We start from the raw sequence: 15,962 nt of genomic DNA on the forward strand, positions 1-15,962 counted from the left end.
TTTAGACCCTCATGACCGCGGTGGCGGGCAATGTCATGGAGAGATTGATGGCCGGCCCGAAGCCGAACGTCGGCAGCCGCGCTCCGATCATCGGCCGGTAGACGTAGGAGACGGACACCGATATGAAGCCATTGCCGGTATTGGTTACGTTGACACTGCCAGCTGCCAGGTTCGGCAGCAGCGGGCCACCGGTGCCCGCAATGTTTCCAGTGACGACCAGATTCTGGGTCTGCAGGCGGATCGCAGGGGTGAGATTGATGGTTCGCGTGCCGTCGGTGGTTGCGGCGGTGGCCGCGTAGCGCGCGCCGTCTCGAACGGCTTTGACGAGCGTATTGTATTGAAACAGTGCACGGCCGAGCTCAGCGGTTGCGAGCATCAGCAGCAACAGGATGGGTGCGCAGATCGCAAACTCGATCGTCGCAATTCCACGCTGTGCGCGAGCACTGGTTCGCGGGCGAAGTGCGTGAGTTGGCGCGTTCATGAGTCGTTGCTCGTCGGGTCGTCGTACAGCTGAATGATGTGCGGTCCGAAGCCCGCGGTGGGGTCAGGTCCTGGGGTGCCGTTGACGGTACAGTTGCCGACGAACTGGCCGAACACGAATGACTCGTTGCCGCCACCGTTTGGGAGTGGTTGCAGTAGGAAGAAACAAGCGAAACCCAACAGTGGGACCGATCCGTAACCATTCACAGTGCCGGAGCAATCGCCCACTGGGACTGCCACCAGTCGCCGCCCGTAGGCTCCTGTGCCGCCTTCCGTCAGTGGCTGGTAGTCGTAGTTCGCCGGATTCATGAGGTCGCGCTGGTACTCTGCGTAGTCGTAGAGCAGGCTCTCAATGTTTGCCGGCGTGATGCGCGTGTTGTTCTGATAGACATCGTAGCCTTGGCTAAGATCGCGCGGATTGCGAGGCTCGGCGTGCACCGCCGGTGATTGGTCACGGACGATGACATCCGGAGGATACGTCGTCATGTCGACCGGACCGCGGTATTGGCCGAAGCGCGTATTCAATCCTTGTGATACGGGGCCAGTATCGCCGCCTGGCTCTGTCAGGATTGTGGTCCCGCCGCTGAGACACGCGTTGTAGCTGCCGGCCATATTCTCTCGAAGGACGCTGCCGCCCGGTCCGCCGATCCGAATCAATTGAAAGTTGCCCGGCCCAACAGGGTTGTTCCCGCCAGGTGCCCCGTTCTTGAGCACCACCGCGGAGTTTTGCTCGTATCCCCACATACCCGGGCCGCCGCGATTGCCGCACACCATCATGGGCGTCAGGTTGCAAACGTTGCTGCCGGCGTTCAGCGTGCGTGGCCCTGCCACAGCCGTTGCAGCTACGGTCTTTTGAAAGATTCCGCCAACTCGTACCAGCCACGCTGGCATGACAAAGCCTGTCGCGCGCACGCGGACATAGGGGCCATTGGGCGCGCCTGACTGAAAGGGCGGCAGCGTTGCCGAGAATTCCACGACGACATTGAGATTTCCTGCGCCTCCGCCATACGCCAACGACAGTTCTCGATTGCCGGCCGATGCAGCATTGCGCGTGAATGCATCACGCGCCTCTTGTATCGCTTCGCTGGTGTTTCCTCCCGTCTCATCGAGCCGCTTTGCGGCGGCGAGCGCTGCTGCGTCTACCGTGTTCTGCAGTCGCGTCTTGTTGAGGAAGGCGTGACCCATGTCGAGTGCCAGTCCCGCCATCAGAATCAATGTGCCCATCGCGATCGCGACCAGCACCACGACCGCGCCTCGTTGAGCTTTGCGTGATTCGAATGAACGCATGGCAGGCCTCATTGCCCGGTAGGGCTAACTGATGATGTCGTTAGTTGGTGCCGACCTCGAAGATGATCGGCTGCTTCACGTCGGTATTGCCCTTGGCCACATCCTTGCGATAGACCTCGAGCGCATTTTCGAGCCGGGCACCATCTGTCATCTCAGGTGCGAACTCCGCTGGATTGGCGGCCGTTACTGGATCGAGCGTCTGGGCCTGCAGCATTTGTTTGAAGGAGCTGCCGTAGTCAGCGTCAGCCACTGGTGTGTCGGCACAGCCGCCGATGGCGACAGTGGCGACGACGACTGCGGAAGGTTTGGAAATGTTCATGGGTTGTTCCTGACGAGGTGGCGATGTCCGGTTCACTTCGGCGGCGACGCGGGCTTGGTGCCCTCGATCTTTCCACCGAGGAAGAATTGGGCGCTGGTCGGATCGGTGATGGCGTCGGTCGGCAGTTTGATATCCGCCGGCTTGATGGGCTTGGCGAGCCGTGGCGTGACCAGAATCACCAGCTCGGTCTCGCCTTTCTGATAGCTCTGGCTGCGGAACAGGTAGCCGAGAATCGGGATGTCGCCGAGGCCAGGGAATTTGTTGATGGCCGAGCGCATGTTTTCATTCATCAGACCGGCGATGCCGATGGTCTGGCCGTCGCTGAGTTCCACCGTCGACGCGGCGCGCCGCTCGGTCAGCGAAGGAATGGTAAACACGGCCGTCGTGCCAATCGGTCGCAGCGACACCGAGTTGCTGTTGGCCAGTTCGCTGACGCTGACATTGAGCTTGAGATTGATGCGGGCACGATCGAGGATCAGCGGCTGGAACGACAGCTTCACGCCGAAATCCTTGAACTCGATGCTGATCGCGCCATTTTGCTGCGAGACCGGAATCGGAAAGCTGCCGCCGGAGAGAAACTGGGCGTCCTGACCGGATAGCGTGGTGAGGGTCGGCTCAGCCAGAATCTTTGCCAGGCCGCGGGTCTGATAAGCATCCAGCACCACGTTGGCGAGGAAGTCGTTGCTCAGGAAGCTGGCGAACAGGCCGGTGCTGTTGATCACGGGCGTGTTGGGCGCGAACTCGTCGAACACCGGGCCGATCGGGTTGCCATTGGCATTGGTGCCGTCGCCGAAGACGGGAATGCGCACATTGCCGGGCTGGAACAAGGCATCGGGGAAGGTTGCACCGCCATTGACGCCGCCAGTCACCCATTTGCCGGTATTCTGGAGCGCGTTGAATTGAGCGTTGAGATTGCGAATGGCTTCGCGGTTCACCTCCGCGATTCTCACTTGCAGCATCACCTGGTGTGTGCCGCCGACGGTCATGAGGTTGATCACTTCGCCGGATTTCTTGTCGGGCTGACTGCCGCCTGAGTCCTGCTGCTTGAACATGATCTTTTCCTTGGCCGTGGCCATCTGTTCCAGGTAGCCCCTGGCAACCTGCAGGGCGGCATCCATCTTGACGGTGCTCGAGACCTGGCCGGACATCACGATGTTTCTCTGCGCGGTCCACAGCTCGACATTTTCTCCGGGCAGCACGGTCGCGATTTGTTTCTTCAGGCTGTCCAGATCGTGGGTTACGGTGATGTTGAGCGCACTCACCAGTCGATCCTCTCGATCCCACAACATCACGTTGGTGGCGCCGAGATCCTTGCCGAGCACGTAGAGCCCGTCATCACCGAGCAGCAGCACGTCGGCGATGTCGGGATTACCGATGGAGACGCGCTTCACCGGCCCTGGCAGATCGACGATGCGGCTCTTGTAGATCGGCACGGAGAACGTGGTGCTGCGAGTGGCGCGGATGACCTGATCGCTGGTCTCCTGCGCCGGTGCCTCCACGGACGCCGCCGCAGCGGCCAATCCGATCAGCAGGGCACACACAGTCGATCTCGAGCTTGATTGGCGCATAGGGAGAAAGATCCGTCCGGTCGTTAGGTAAGTGACAAGGTCAAGGGCTGCCGATTCAGGTGCTGGGCTCGCCGTTGTCGACCAGCGTGCCGCGGATGATCGTCACACTCGGGGCTGCCGGACGCGGCGGCGGCGCACGGCGCACCGGCTTGGCGACGGGCGGCGGCGGTTCGGGAGTTGCAGCGAGTTGCGGGCGCAAGTCATCGGCTGGATTGCGCAATGTGAGCTGGATGCGACCTTCCTCGCGAGCCCGCACGAGGATCTCGGCCTCCTGCGGCGTCATCTCGAGCGTGACAGCGCGCACCACGACCGGCTCGTTCTTGTCTTGGGTGGATGTTTGATCGACCGCCAGTACGTTGATGTTCATTAGAATGGTCTCGGTCGTGGCGCGCTCGTTGACTTTGCGGGCTGCCACCACGTCGACGCGATTGCCCGGTAACAGGAAACCGGCGACACCGACGACGTCATCGACGCGCACGGTGACCGCCCGCATGTCCGGTTTGATGAGCGCAGCCAGGGTGCTGCCGGCGCCGTTCTTGGTGAAGCGCTCCTTCAGCAGCACCTCGCCATTGAGCACCTTCTGAGAGGCGATCAGGCCTTCGATCTCTTTGACGCTGCTGAAGTGATTGCCCAGCGACGTGCCAACGGGCACGGTGATGACTTTTACGTGACGGCCTTCCATGACCGTGCCATAGGGTACTTCCATCGCTGCGACCAGTACCGGGGCCCCCGCGTCAGCGACATTGCTGGCGCGAGTGCGCTCTTCCACCCAGTTCTTCGCCGACCACGCAGCCGCAGCTCCGAACATGAGCGACAGCATTACCATCAATGCGCCTCGACGCTTCATCATTACGATCTCCGCAGGTCTGCCGCGGCGTCACTCGTCGACCCCGGCGTGGTTACGAAATAGTTGTCCCAGGCCCACTGCAATGCTCCGGTGCTCAGACCGAGGTGACCCTCGAGATAGATGGAGCGATCGAGTGCCATGCCGATCAGGTCGCGTGGATGGCAGGGCAGCAGAGGCGTGCGGCTCGGCAGGTACAGCGAATCGATCATGAACTGGCAGATGGCGGGGTCGTAGCGCACGCTGCGGGCTTCGCAGGCGCGTTGCCAGATCATGTGATATTGCAGGGGATTGAGCGGCTGAAAGCCGATCTTGTAGCCAATGCGACGCAGGAACGCTTCATCGACCAGATCGTCCGGCCGCAGGTTGGTGGAGAACACCAGGATCACGTCGAACGGCGTGCGGAAATGCTGGCCGGTACTCATGCTGAGATAATCGACGCCTTCTTCCATCGGCAGAATCCAGCGATTCAATACCGTGGTGGGCGGAATGCGCTGTCGGCCGAGGTCATCGAGAATCAACATGCCGCCGTTCGCCTTTACTTGCAGCGGTGCGCGGTACTGACGAGTGGCGGGATCGAACTGGACTTCGAGCATGTCGGCCGTCAGCTCGCCACCGGTAATCACCAGCGGCCGCTGACAGAGTACGTAACGAGGATCGTGACCTCGGGTCAGCATCACGACCGGCGAGTTGTCCTGCGACTGGCGATGCACGCTGGGATCGAAAACGCGTACCACCGTGTCGCCGATCGCAAGAGCGTGCGGGATCAGGCAGGTATCGTCGAACAGCCGCGCCAGTCGCTGGGTGATGAATGTTTTGCCGGTGCCAGGGGCGCCGTAAACGAAGATGGCCTTGCCGGAGTTCATCGCTGGTCCCAGCCGGTCCAGCAGCGCGGGATCGAGCACTGTGTCATCGAACGCAGCAAACATCCGGTCGCGGGTGACGGCGCGTCCACGAACGGATTGAGTGAGAACGACCTGGTTGTAGTAGTCCAGCGGCACCGGAGTGGGGCCGACATAACCGCTGGCCATCAGCGAAGCCATTGCCGAGCCGCGGCCGCGCTCGGTCAGCGCGTAGCCCAGGCCCTGGAGCTCGCCATGCTGAGCTCGGACTTCGATCCGGCCTTCCTGGCGCAGAAAACCCAGCAGCTCTTCCAACAAACGACCCGAAAGAGCAGTGCGGACCACCAGCTCGCGCATCGACAGCACGCCGCCCTCAAACAGATGTTTCTCTACCAGATCGCCCAGAAATGCGGCCGGCAGTCCGGTCGCTGCAAGCGTTTGAGGACGAGGTGCGACGCGCGCGGCATCCCGGGTCGGTTCATCGGTGGGCGGAGTTTTGTTGTACATGACTTCTTTTTGTTGTCTGGATTGTCAACGGGTCACGATCAACAGTGCGGCAGCGGTGCCGCAGGCAATGGCAATGCCGTAGGGAAAGCGCTCGGATTGCGTCGCTGTCGCTTGTCTCGCGGCGCGCATGCTGGCGATGGGGGCGACGAGCAGCCCAATGAGGCGATGGAACGTGGCGTTTGCGGCCACTGGCTTGAGCAACAGCACGGCGACTCCAAGGATCGCGCCGACGATCAGCGTCATGCCGACGGCGATCATGGTGGTGTGCATGTCCAGAAAGAGGCCGACAGTGGTCATCGCCTTGACATCGCCGGCACCGAACGCACGCAGCACATAGAAAGGTAGAAACATGGCAAATCCGACTGCGGCGCCGCCAAGGGCGGACAGCAGTCCGTCTTCGCCATGCATCCAGAGTTGTGAGGACAGCCCGATGATTGCCGCGACTGCGCACAGCAGGTTCGGAATGCGATGGGTGCGCCAGTCGATGATCGCGACGCAGACGACGAACAGGATCAGCGCCGCATCGAGTTGGCTTTGGGTGGCGAGCATTCGAAATCCTGCCTGGCCGAGAGTGAAGGAGGAGAGCACACGGGGCGGTGCTCTCCTCAAACCCGCGTTACGGAGCGGCGTTGGCCGTGGTCAGGGCAGTCACGAGCCGAGTGATGGTGATGCGCACCTGCTCGCCAAGATTGGTGAACGCGCCTACCACTCCCAGCCCCACCAGCCCGCCGGCAATCGCATACTCGACCACCGTCAAGCCTTCCTCCTCACGGATGAACTCCATCACCGCCTGTTTCAAGTTGCTCATTGTTTGACTCCTGATTCATTTCACCCGAGAAACTGGGCCGGGTGCGGACCCTTTTCCCCGCTGTCGCGGTCAGTCGGACTCTCCAGCAAGTGCAGTGCTCAATTCGCGGATGTTCTTGCGAACCACCAGGACGTTTTTGCTGTTAAGAGGCGCACTACAAAAAAATCATTCGCTACGTGTTGACCACAGTGACGAACTAGGTCTAAATCCGGAATAAATGCAGCCAGCCGCAGGCGCTGAAAAAGAAAGTGATAAAGATCACTAAAGGAACATTCCTCGGCGCGTAGTCTCGGGGGCGTCAGCTGCGGCTTAGTGGGGAGGCGGGACAGGTCATGCTGCTCTGGGTGGATAATTGCTGCGGTGCGCACGATGCGGCATCGGCAGCGGAGTTCTCGCGCCATTGCCAGGTGCGGCCTACGGATCAACAACATCTGTGGGCGGCGCTGTCGTTGGCGAGCAATGCCGATGTCATTTGTTTCGAGTTCGAACATCCGGACATGAGCTGTCTGAAGTTCATGGCCGACACCAAGGCCAGATTTCCTTCTGTACCCATCATTATGTTGATGTCCCAACAGTCGGCGGACGTCGTGCTGTGGGCGTTACGGGCCCGGATCTTCGATGTTTTGTTAAAGCCTGTGAGCGCACGCGACGTTCTGCGCTGTGTGCAGCGGCTATCGCCGGTGCTGGAAGCCCGGCGCACTCAATCCACTCGGGCCAACGCCACGGGCGCCGAAGCGATTCCGGATGAAGCGCGCTACCACGCCCGGAGGAGTTCGCGAGGCAAGTTGGATGGCGTGCTCGGCTACATTGAAAAGAACTATGCGCAGCCCATCAGCGAACAGGAGGTCGCCAGAGAGTGCGGCATGTCCGCGTTCGAGTTCAGTCGTGCCTTCCGATCGGCGCACGGCATAACGTTTCGGGACTACCTCGGCGAATGTCGCTTGGTGCAAATCCGAAAACGACTGTTTCGGGGGATCGCACAAGGTCCCGGTGAGCGATGTCGCAGCGATGGCGGGGTTCAACGATCCATCGTACTTTGCTCGATTGTTTCGTAAGCGTACCGGCATGTCGCCGAGTGCCTATCGTGCATCGCTGTTGATCCTGTCGAAGCGCGCCGACTCGTCGGGTCTGATCTCGACGGATTCCGAAGCGATCGGGTGAGGGCTCAGCGAGCCGAATTGCGTCTCCCGTCGATTGCAATCTGCACTGCGCAAGAGTATTCCTACCGTCACGCGACGCCGGGCCTAGATCCGGCGCGTGAAATCTACAAACCCTGGTCGTGCAACCGGGGCAACATCAGACGGGGGATATCTCATGACGACGGATCATCGTCGGTTGGAATTCGTCCGCGCTTGCGTTACGCCTGCACTGGCAATGGTTGCATTGCTGGGCTCGGCGCTCGCGCATGCTCAGAATAACAATGGTCGCGGCCAGGGCCAGGACGATAACGATCAGGGCGGCAGGGGCAAATCGGTGGAGCTGCGGGTTCTTTCCAGTCCCGCGCAGTATGTTTCCGGCGGTGACGCTCGCATCGAGGTGCGTGTTCCGCCCGGTCTGCAGCACACGGTTGAGCTGTACCTGAATGGCCGTCGTATACAAAACGTCGATCTCAAGCCCAAGGGCAATGATCGCGTTCAAGCGGTCATCACGGGCCTGGAGGTCGGCGAGAACCGCCTCGAGGCGCTGGTCAAGGGACGCTCGGATCGCGATTCGCTGAAGGTGACGAACTATCCGATCACGGGGCCGATGTTCTCCGGCCCGCAACAGCATCCGTTCGTTTGCACGACCACGCAGAGTGGCGTCGGACGCCAGCCCATCGTCGAGAGCGCGACAGCGCCGGGCAACCGCGTTTTCGACAGCGCCGGCAACGTCATTGGATACAGCCGCGACTGCTCGATCGAAACCTTCGTCACTTATCTATATCGCACCACGGGCAATGCCTGGGCGCCCATGCCGATCGATGGCAGTCGGCCGGCCGATCTGGCGCAAGTGACCATGCCCGACGGCCGAGTCGTCGACTTCGTCGTGCGGCGTGAGGTCGGCTCGATCAACCGCTTCCTCTACAGCATTGCGATGCTGGTGCCGTTTGTAGAGAAGGCCGCCAAAGTCGACCTGAGCCTCTGGAATGGACGCTTGCTGTATTGGTTCCAGGGCGGCGTCGCCATCGGCCACTCGCAGGGCACCGTGCACAGCGGCTCGCTGAATCCGGACATTCTCCGGCTCGGCTATGCCATCGCGCATTCGAGCGGCAACAACACCGGCACTCATTACAACCTGCAACTGGCCGCCGAGACCATGATGATGACCAAGGAGCGCTTCATCGAGCGCTACGCCGTGCCGAGTTACACCGTCGGCCTCGGCGGCTCGGGTGGGGCGATTCAACAGTACATCCTCGGCCAGAATCAGCCAGGGCTGCTCGATGCGCTGCTGCCAGTGCAGTCGTATCCGGACATGGTGACGCAAACCATTCATGTCGGCGATTGCGAGCTGCTCGAGCACTACATGGACGCAACCGATCGCGCCAATCCGAAGTGGCGCGTCACCAAGAATCGCAGCTGGCTGGTCGGCTTCAATGCCGAGGAGGGGTTCGACAAAGTGAACGATCCTCTTGCTCAGTTGAAAGTCGCGCTCGGCTACAGCACCTCGCTCGGCACGACCGAGTGCGTGCCGGCGTGGCGCGGACTGTCGCCACTCGCCATGAACCCGTGGTACGGCCAGGCACCCAACCAGCAAAACTACGAGCCGCAATCCGATATCGCAGCGATCCGCTGGACGCATTGGGACGACCTGCGAAACATTTACGGGGTCGATGAGACGGGGGCGGCCCGCCCGACCTGGGACAACGTCGGCGTGCAGTACGGCCTGCGCTCGCTGCAGGAGAGCAAGCTCACCTTCGAGGAGTTCCTGAATCTCAATTGGAACATCGGCGGTTGGAAACAGCCCAGCGAGATGGTGCAGGAAGGCTTTCCATTCTTCGGCACTACGGCTGCGGAGATCAACAAGGCGCTGACGGTGCCCGGCTACTTCGATCCGTGGAGTCGGCGCAATATGACTGTCAGCCCCGATCCGACCAGGCCGGCGCCGCGTACCAATGGCGATCTGAGTGCGATTCGTGGCGCGTACACGTCAGGCATGGTGTTTCATGGCCAGCTCGATCGGCCGACCATCGATCATCGTCAGTACATGGAGCGTGAGCTCGACATGCACAACGTGCATCAAAGCTTCGCCGTGCGTCAGCGCGTGCTGGATCGAATGGGCAACAGCGACATGCTGGTGATCTGGTTCACCGACACCATGCCCGGTGTGCCGAAGGCCAGCCAATCCATGGATGCCATCGCGGTGATGGAGGAGTGGATGCGAAATATCGAAAAGAACCCGGGTAAGGGCATTCGTGGCAATCGGCCGCCGCGCGCCATCGACAGCTGTTTCGATGTCACGGGCTCGCTGATCTATGCAGGCAATGACGCATGGAACGGCATCCTCGACGACAAACCGGCCGGTCCGTGCACGCGTCGCTTCCCGATCCACTCGACGTCTCGCATCGTGGCCGGTGCGCCGATCGAAGGCGGCATTTATAAGTGTGCGCTGAAGCCGGTGGACAAGGCGGTCAAGGAAGGCGTGTATGCGCCGTGGCAGCCCACGTCGGAGCAGGTGACGAAGCTGAAACAAATCTTCCCGAGCGGCGTGTGCGACTACAGCCGCCCGGATCAGGGTCGGCCTGCGAAGGCGGATCGGATCTGAGCCGAACGGCTGGCGCCCTCGCGAGGGAGGGCGCCAGCCCGGGCGGGGCTCGCCGCTTTCCGATCGCGCAATCGCGCGCCGCTACCGATGAAAATGCGTGTAGCCGCGAAGGCGCGGGTGCGCGAGATTCCTGGCAGGCCGGACCGGATAACCCGAACCTTCCCTGGAGGTGCCCCATGGCCGCCGGACTGCTCGTTCGCCTGGATGCTCGAGCCGGCAAGGAACGCGAGGTCGAGCACTTTTTGAAATCGGCATTGCCACTGGTCGAGGAGGAGATTGGCACTCGCTCCTGGTTCGCGGTGCGCTTCGGCAGGGGGGAATACGGGATTTTCGACACCTTCCTCGACGACGCCTCTCTCCAGGACCATCTGCATGGCCCGGTCGCGACAGCCTTGCAACAGAGCAACGAATTGTTCGATGGCCCGCCGCGACTGCAAAAGGTCGAGGTGTTGAGCGACAAATTGCCGGTGAATCCCACGCCCCCGGACACCAAGGGGCTGTTGCTCACTTTCAAAGCGAAACCCGGTCACGAGCCCGAGATGGAGCAGTTTCTGAGCTATGCCCGGCGCATGGTCATGGAGGAGCCGAACACCACCGCGTGGTTCGCCATCCGCACTGAGGATGGCGACTACGGCATCTTCGATGTCTTCCCGGACAACGGTGCGCGCTTTTTGCATTTGGTGGGGCACGTGCCGCGTGAGCTGGCGAAACAATCCATGGCGTTGCTGGGCTCCGTTCCGGAGCTGCACATGGTCTCGGTACAGGCCGAGAAGCTCGGCGTTTGAGTCTCGGATCGCACGTATAAGCGCTTGCATCAAGGAACTTTGCTGACAAACGATTCGTTTTGCGTGAGTGTTGTCACTTACGTGCGTGATGGCGGGGGCCACGGCGTCGAAGCAACCCAGGTTCCACTCCCGGTTGCTGCTATTGTCATTGGCGCTGTGCTCGGCGTGCGCGTCGAATCCTCGCGTTCAACAATCTGAACAGGCCCCACCCATCGTCGCGAGACAGCGCGTGCTGTCCGAGGACGAGAGTGATCCGCTGCTGCAGGCAGCGCTCCAGGAGTACAAGAGCGACGCGGCGATTCGCGAGCTGGTGGCAGCCGTACGCCGCAATTCCTCGATGCCGTTGACCAGCGGCAATCGCGTCGGCGCGCTCATCGACGGCCCGCAAACCTATAGCTCGATCGAATCGGATTTGCGCGCGGCCCGACATCATATCCATCTCGAGACATTCATCTTCGGCGCCGACGATATCGGCCGGCGCTTCGGCGAGTTGCTGGCGCAGAAACGTAAGGAAGGCGTGGAAGTCCGCGTGCTCTACGACAGCATCGGCAGCATGGACACGCCCAAGGATTTCTTCGAGCACCTGAGGCAGCAGGGCATCGAAGTGCGCGAGTTCAGGCCAATGAACCCGGTGAAGAATCCGCGTATCTGGGATATCAACAACCGCGACCATCGCAAGATCATCGTGGTCGATGGCAAGGTCGGTTTCACCGGCGGCATCAATATCGACAGCACCTATTCCAGCCCATCCTCGAGTCGGCCCGGGCCGAAACGTGGGATAAAAGATGGCTGGCGCGATACGCACATGCGCATTCAAGGCCCGGCCGTAAAACAGCTGCAAACGCTGTTTCTTCAGTCCTGGGCTGAGGCGGGCGAGCCGCTGCAGGCAGAGCAGGGCGATCAATATCTGCCGTCGGCCCAATCCGCCGGCAGCACGTTGGTCACCATCGTCGGCAACGACAGCAAATCGGACGATCGATCCCTCTACGGCACGTATCTCGCGGCGTTCACACACGCGAGCAGTCGATTGTGGATCACTCATGCGTACTTCGCGCCCAACCCCGAGCTGCTGGATGCAATGGCTGAAGCTGCACGTCGCGGCGTCGATGTGAGACTCATTGTCCCTGCGTTCACGGACTCGCGGATCGTGCTCAATGCCACGCAAGCGACGTTCACGCCGCTGCTCGAGGCCGGCGTGAAGATCTATGAGCTGAAGGACGCGCTGCTGCATGCGAAGAGTGTCGTGATCGATGGAACGATCTCCATCGTCGGCTCCTCGAACCTCGACATGCGCAGCTTCCTGCACAACGACGAAGTCAACGCCATCGTCGTCAATCGTGACTTCGGCCAGCGTATGGAGGAAGTGTTCAAGCGCGACGAGCGCGCCTCGCGACCCGTGACGCTGGAGCGTTGGCAGCAGCGCTCGCTGTGGCAACGGCTGAAGGAATTCGGCGTGAAGTTGTTCAGTTACTGGCTCTGATCTCGCCAGGCCCGCAGGAACTCGGCGCACTGAGTCGCATCATCGTCGTGATAGCGTGACGAGAAATGAAACGGATGCGCGTCCTTGACCGAGGCCAGTCGTGCGATCGTTCCCGCCTGGGTGGTCGTGAGGTGGGACTTGCCGGCGGCCAGTTCCCGGTCCGCGTCCAGAAACACGGCTTCGATGAATAGCAGATCCGCATTGGCGACGAATGGAATGACGCGGTCTGCGTTCTCCGGCGTCCAGCCCGCGTCGGTGACGTAGCACACCTTCTGGCCGGGCACGAACTCCAGCACGTCGCGCTTCAGTTCGCCTAGCGCGAATGTTTTCTCGCGCGAGCCCTCGCGTGTCCGCCATCTGACATCGACGGGCGTGTCGTCCGGGGCGCCAGCTCTGGCCAGCCTCTTCAGTTCAGTCAGCCAAGGGCCGGTGGGCAGGCCGCGGCTCTCCAGCTGGTTCTTCCATACATTGATGTGCGTGCTTTCCTCGAAGCAGAAGGCCAGGGACTGGATGCCGTGGTGGTCGAGCGGAACGGTGCGAACCAGGAACTGCTCGTCCTGCAGCAGCACGCCATCGTGGGTGACAGCATCGGGCAGCGTCTCGCGCACGAACTTGTCCCGACTGCGAAAGCGAGCGCGGGCGACGGTGCCGTCGGTACGCAATTCATGTGCTTCGATGATGAAGTCGACGGTGTAGTTCTGTACCAGGTTCCAGGTGTACGCCGCGAGCTTGTGCTCGACTTGCGAAATGAAATTCTCGGGGCCGTACATCCGCACGCCGGTATCGCGTCCCAGGCACACCCGCAGCAGGTGATCGAATCCGGCGAAGTGATCCATGTGCGTGTGACTGACGAAGACATCGCTCACCCGCAGCAGCACGCGAGTGGATAGCGACTGCACGTCGCCGATATCGAACAGCAGCGCGCGGCGCTGAAACTTCAGATCGATGCACACCCCGGGGTCGCCCCAGACCCCGTTGACCAGCCTGGCGTGGTAGATCGGCCGCATGCTCGCGCAACGCGGCCACGAGGGCGAAGTTCCTGGGGCTTACTGGCCGGGAATCGGCAGGCACTCCATGATTTCCACGGCATCGCCAGGAAAAATGGTGAAATGCGGATGACCTTCGAACAGGCGGGCCGCTGCCTCATGAGAGTCGGCTTTGACCACGACGAAACCCGCCATGTTGTTGCGGATGTCGGCGATGCCTGCACCGTTCACTTGCTTGGTCTTGCCCAGCGGGCCGCCTGGCACGACCACCGCGGCTTGATGCTTCGCCATCCAGTCGCCCCAGGCTTTCATGCCGGCCTGCTCTCGCTGCTTGCGCTCGGCTTCGGGCAGCGCACTCCATTTTTCGAACGAGGCCGCGCTGCCGGTATAAACCGCTAGAAACGTTTTCATGACTGGCTCCTCGAGAACAGGGGTTCTGATGTTTACGTGGGACTCTCGCTCGGACTCTCACCGGGCACTTCGTTGAGCGCCTTGCCTTCAGTGCGCGGCTTGCTGAACGGAGTGGGGCGCGACGGTGTCTGTGGGGTATTCCGTAGCAACATGCCGATGCCGGCCTGGTAGCCACCGCCGGCAATTTCGAGCGCGAAACGCTCCGCGTCGCGCTCCCGGATGCCGGTGAGTATTTCTTCGATCTCCGACTCGCTCACTTCGAGCAGGCGCAGCGCGGCGCCACCGGCCTGCAGCGCCGATTCGAAGGTCTCTCTGATCTGATAATCGACGCCGGCACCGACCAGCAGACGCGCATGCTCGCGATCGTAGGCACGCACCAACAGCTGCGCTTGCGGAAACTCGGCGCGCACCAGCTCGACGATACGATCGGCGGTCGCGCGGCTCTCGACACAGACGGCGATCTGGCGAGCTTTGCCGGCGCCAGAGGCTCGCAATACATCCAGCCGCGTCCCGTCGCCGTAGTAAACGGTAAAGCCGAATTCCCGGGCGGAGCGGATCATCTCGACGTCGGCATCGATGATGCTTACATCGACACCTCGCGCCAGCAGCGCCTGACTGACCACCTGGCCGAAGCGGCCGAAGCCGATCATGAGCACACTGCCCTCGAGCCCATCGGCGATCGGAATGCCGTCCAGCGACTGGCTCGCCGGCTTCATGAAACGTCGGACCACGATGACCACCAGCGGGGTCAGCACCATCGACAGCACGACGACTGCGGTCATGTTGGCATTGACGGTTTCATCGATGATGCCGACGGCGGCCGCGGCGCTGTACAAAACGAACGCGAACTCGCCGCCTTGCGCCATCAGGACAGCGCGATCCAGCGCTTCCTGATGCGAGCTGCGCGTCAAGCGCGCGACGAAGTAAATGCACAGGGCTTTGGTGACCATCATGGCGGGCACGACGGCGACGATGAACGCCCAGTTGTCGGCGACCACCTTCAAGTCGAGGCTCATGCCGACGGCCAGGAAGAACAATCCCAACAACAAGCCGCGGAACGGCTCGACATCCGCTTCCAGCTGATGACGGAAGGTCGATTCGGACAACAACACGCCGGCGAGGAATGCGCCCATGGCCATCGAAAGGCCGCCCATCTCCATCAGCAATGCGGAGCCGAGCACGACCAGCAGCGCCGCGGCCGACATGATTTCACGCGTGCGTGCCAGCGCCAGAATGCTGAAGAGAGGATTGAGCAGCCACACGCCGGCCGCGATCAAGCCAGCGAGCGCACCGATGCCGGTCAGCATGGAAACCCATTGTGGGGTATCGGTGTGCGTCGCTGCGCCCGGCGCCAGGAAGCTCACCAGTGCCAGCAGCGGCACGATCAACAAGTCCTCGAACAGCAGCACCGACACCATCTTCTGACCGTGAGGTAACGCGATGTCGCCGCGCTCGGCCAGCAGTTGCATGACGATGGCGGTCGAAGTGAGCACGAAACCGGCGCCACCGACAAAAGCGATCAACGGCGACAATCCAAACGCCATGCCGACCCCTGTGAGTCCCAATGTGCATGCACCAATCTGCAGCGCGCCCAGACCGAAAATCTGCCGCCGCAGGTGCCACAAGTGCGACGGCCGCATCTCCAGGCCGATGATGAAAAGGAACATTACGACGCCCAGCTCGGCGAATTGCAGTATGGCGTGGGGGTCGGAGAACAGCCCGAGACCGAATGGACCGATCAGCAGGCCGGCGGCCAGATAGCCCAGTACCGAGCCCAGGCCGAGCCGTCTGAACAGGGGAACCGCGATGACGGCGGCGCCCAGCAACGCGACCGCGCTGACCAGCATGCTTGAATCGTGTTCGGGGGCCATTGGCAGCTCGTCAGGGGGAAAGGGCGGATGATA

General features: G+C 61.6%; 16 protein-coding genes. 5 read left to right on the top strand and 11 right to left on the bottom strand.

All coding sequences use genetic code 11. The features are described 5' to 3' along the window. Position 1: 1 nt before the first annotated feature. From D0550_RS09850 to D0550_RS09885, 8 genes are all read right to left on the bottom strand, one after another. Positions 2–481 carry a TadE/TadG family type IV pilus assembly protein gene (locus D0550_RS09850; protein WP_116808987.1) on the bottom strand — a complete coding sequence of 160 codons (480 nt, stop codon included), beginning with the start codon at positions 479–481 and terminating at the stop codon, positions 2–4. Next, a complete protein-coding gene (locus D0550_RS09855) occupies positions 478–1,767 on the bottom strand; it encodes a pilus assembly protein TadG-related protein (RefSeq protein WP_161965737.1) in 1,290 nt (429 codons plus the stop codon). Before D0550_RS09855 ends, D0550_RS09850 begins: the two co-directional genes overlap by 4 nt. Before the next feature lie 40 nt (positions 1,768–1,807). Beyond that, a complete protein-coding gene (locus D0550_RS09860; RefSeq protein ID WP_116808991.1) occupies positions 1,808–2,086 on the bottom strand; it encodes a hypothetical protein in 279 nt (92 codons plus the stop codon). A 32-nt stretch (positions 2,087–2,118) separates the two neighbouring features. After that, the gene (locus tag D0550_RS09865; RefSeq protein ID WP_161965738.1) at positions 2,119–3,627 is read right to left on the bottom strand and encodes a type II and III secretion system protein family protein; all 1,509 of its coding nucleotides are present in this window, start codon (positions 3,625–3,627) and stop codon (positions 2,119–2,121) included. A gap of 82 nt (positions 3,628–3,709) precedes the next feature. Continuing rightward, on the bottom strand, positions 3,710–4,504 hold the full coding sequence (cpaB, locus tag D0550_RS09870) for a Flp pilus assembly protein CpaB (RefSeq protein ID WP_206606183.1): 795 nt from the start codon (positions 4,502–4,504) through the stop codon (positions 3,710–3,712). Next, on the bottom strand, positions 4,504–5,847 hold the full coding sequence (locus D0550_RS09875) for a P-loop NTPase family protein (RefSeq protein ID WP_116808994.1): 1,344 nt from the start codon (positions 5,845–5,847) through the stop codon (positions 4,504–4,506). Before D0550_RS09875 ends, cpaB begins: the two co-directional genes overlap by 1 nt. A 24-nt stretch (positions 5,848–5,871) precedes the next feature. Continuing rightward, the gene (locus D0550_RS09880) at positions 5,872–6,396 is read right to left on the bottom strand and encodes an A24 family peptidase (protein ID WP_116808996.1); all 525 of its coding nucleotides are present in this window, start codon (positions 6,394–6,396) and stop codon (positions 5,872–5,874) included. Between the two features lie 67 nt (positions 6,397–6,463). After that, entirely contained in the window at positions 6,464–6,655 is a 192-nt protein-coding gene (locus D0550_RS09885) for a Flp family type IVb pilin (RefSeq protein WP_116808997.1), read from the bottom strand. A 332-nt stretch (positions 6,656–6,987) separates the two neighbouring features. Between D0550_RS09885 and D0550_RS35175 the strand changes: the two genes are divergently transcribed. The 5 genes from D0550_RS35175 (at position 6,988) to cls (ending at position 12,661) form a co-directional block, all read left to right on the top strand. Continuing rightward, positions 6,988–7,710 carry a response regulator transcription factor gene (locus D0550_RS35175; protein WP_116808999.1) on the top strand — a complete coding sequence of 241 codons (723 nt, stop codon included), beginning with the start codon at positions 6,988–6,990 and terminating at the stop codon, positions 7,708–7,710. Next, positions 7,664–7,816, top strand: a complete 153-nt coding sequence (locus D0550_RS36800) for a helix-turn-helix domain-containing protein (RefSeq protein WP_116809001.1) — start codon at positions 7,664–7,666, stop codon at positions 7,814–7,816. Before D0550_RS35175 ends, D0550_RS36800 begins: the two co-directional genes overlap by 47 nt. A 153-nt stretch (positions 7,817–7,969) precedes the next feature. Then, the gene (locus tag D0550_RS09900) at positions 7,970–10,396 is read left to right on the top strand and encodes a DUF6351 family protein (protein WP_153067104.1); all 2,427 of its coding nucleotides are present in this window, start codon (positions 7,970–7,972) and stop codon (positions 10,394–10,396) included. 176 nt (positions 10,397–10,572) lie between these two features. Then, positions 10,573–11,181, top strand: a complete 609-nt coding sequence (locus tag D0550_RS09905; protein ID WP_116809004.1) for a putative quinol monooxygenase — start codon at positions 10,573–10,575, stop codon at positions 11,179–11,181. A 229-nt stretch (positions 11,182–11,410) separates the two neighbouring features. Continuing rightward, complete coding sequence (gene cls, locus D0550_RS09910) at positions 11,411–12,661, top strand: cardiolipin synthase (protein ID WP_161965739.1); 1,251 nt, start codon at positions 11,411–11,413, stop codon at positions 12,659–12,661. Here the strand turns inward: cls and D0550_RS09915 are convergent. The 3 genes from D0550_RS09915 to D0550_RS09925 are packed head-to-tail and all read right to left on the bottom strand — an operon-like array spanning position 12,649 to position 15,929. Further along, on the bottom strand, positions 12,649–13,668 hold the full coding sequence (locus D0550_RS09915; RefSeq protein WP_116809007.1) for a ribonuclease Z: 1,020 nt from the start codon (positions 13,666–13,668) through the stop codon (positions 12,649–12,651). The two genes, cls and D0550_RS09915, sit on opposite strands and share 13 nt — an antisense overlap. 39 nt (positions 13,669–13,707) lie before the next feature. Then, positions 13,708–14,058: a YciI family protein gene (locus D0550_RS09920; protein ID WP_116809008.1), complete on the bottom strand. Its 351-nt coding sequence runs from the start codon at positions 14,056–14,058 to the stop codon at positions 13,708–13,710. A gap of 32 nt (positions 14,059–14,090) precedes the next feature. Then, complete coding sequence (locus D0550_RS09925; RefSeq protein ID WP_116809061.1) at positions 14,091–15,929, bottom strand: monovalent cation:proton antiporter-2 (CPA2) family protein; 1,839 nt, start codon at positions 15,927–15,929, stop codon at positions 14,091–14,093. Between the last annotated feature and the right edge of the window lie 33 nt (positions 15,930–15,962).

It is taken from the genome of Steroidobacter cummioxidans (genome assembly GCF_003104955.1).

What these genes read in the sequence shown, in the direction of transcription:
- D0550_RS09850 (WP_116808987.1), bottom strand. Translation starts at nt 481, where the DNA reads ATGAACGCGCCAACTCACGCACTTCGCCCGCGAACCAGTGCTCGCGCA.
- D0550_RS09855 (WP_161965737.1), bottom strand. Translation starts at nt 1,767, where the DNA reads ATGCGTTCATTCGAATCACGCAAAGCTCAACGAGGCGCGGTCGTGGTG.
- D0550_RS09860 (WP_116808991.1), bottom strand. Translation starts at nt 2,086, where the DNA reads ATGAACATTTCCAAACCTTCCGCAGTCGTCGTCGCCACTGTCGCCATC.
- cpaB (WP_206606183.1), bottom strand. Translation starts at nt 4,504, where the DNA reads ATGATGAAGCGTCGAGGCGCATTGATGGTAATGCTGTCGCTCATGTTC.
- D0550_RS09875 (WP_116808994.1), bottom strand. Translation starts at nt 5,847, where the DNA reads ATGTACAACAAAACTCCGCCCACCGATGAACCGACCCGGGATGCCGCG.
- D0550_RS09880 (WP_116808996.1), bottom strand. Translation starts at nt 6,396, where the DNA reads ATGCTCGCCACCCAAAGCCAACTCGATGCGGCGCTGATCCTGTTCGTC.
- D0550_RS09885 (WP_116808997.1), bottom strand. Translation starts at nt 6,655, where the DNA reads ATGAGCAACTTGAAACAGGCGGTGATGGAGTTCATCCGTGAGGAGGAA.
- D0550_RS35175 (WP_116808999.1), top strand. Translation starts at nt 6,988, where the DNA reads ATGCTGCTCTGGGTGGATAATTGCTGCGGTGCGCACGATGCGGCATCG.
- D0550_RS36800 (WP_116809001.1), top strand. Translation starts at nt 7,664, where the DNA reads ATGGCGGGGTTCAACGATCCATCGTACTTTGCTCGATTGTTTCGTAAG.
- D0550_RS09900 (WP_153067104.1), top strand. Translation starts at nt 7,970, where the DNA reads ATGACGACGGATCATCGTCGGTTGGAATTCGTCCGCGCTTGCGTTACG.
- D0550_RS09905 (WP_116809004.1), top strand. Translation starts at nt 10,573, where the DNA reads ATGGCCGCCGGACTGCTCGTTCGCCTGGATGCTCGAGCCGGCAAGGAA.
- D0550_RS09915 (WP_116809007.1), bottom strand. Translation starts at nt 13,668, where the DNA reads ATGCGGCCGATCTACCACGCCAGGCTGGTCAACGGGGTCTGGGGCGAC.
- D0550_RS09920 (WP_116809008.1), bottom strand. Translation starts at nt 14,058, where the DNA reads ATGAAAACGTTTCTAGCGGTTTATACCGGCAGCGCGGCCTCGTTCGAA.
- D0550_RS09925 (WP_116809061.1), bottom strand. Translation starts at nt 15,929, where the DNA reads ATGGCCCCCGAACACGATTCAAGCATGCTGGTCAGCGCGGTCGCGTTG.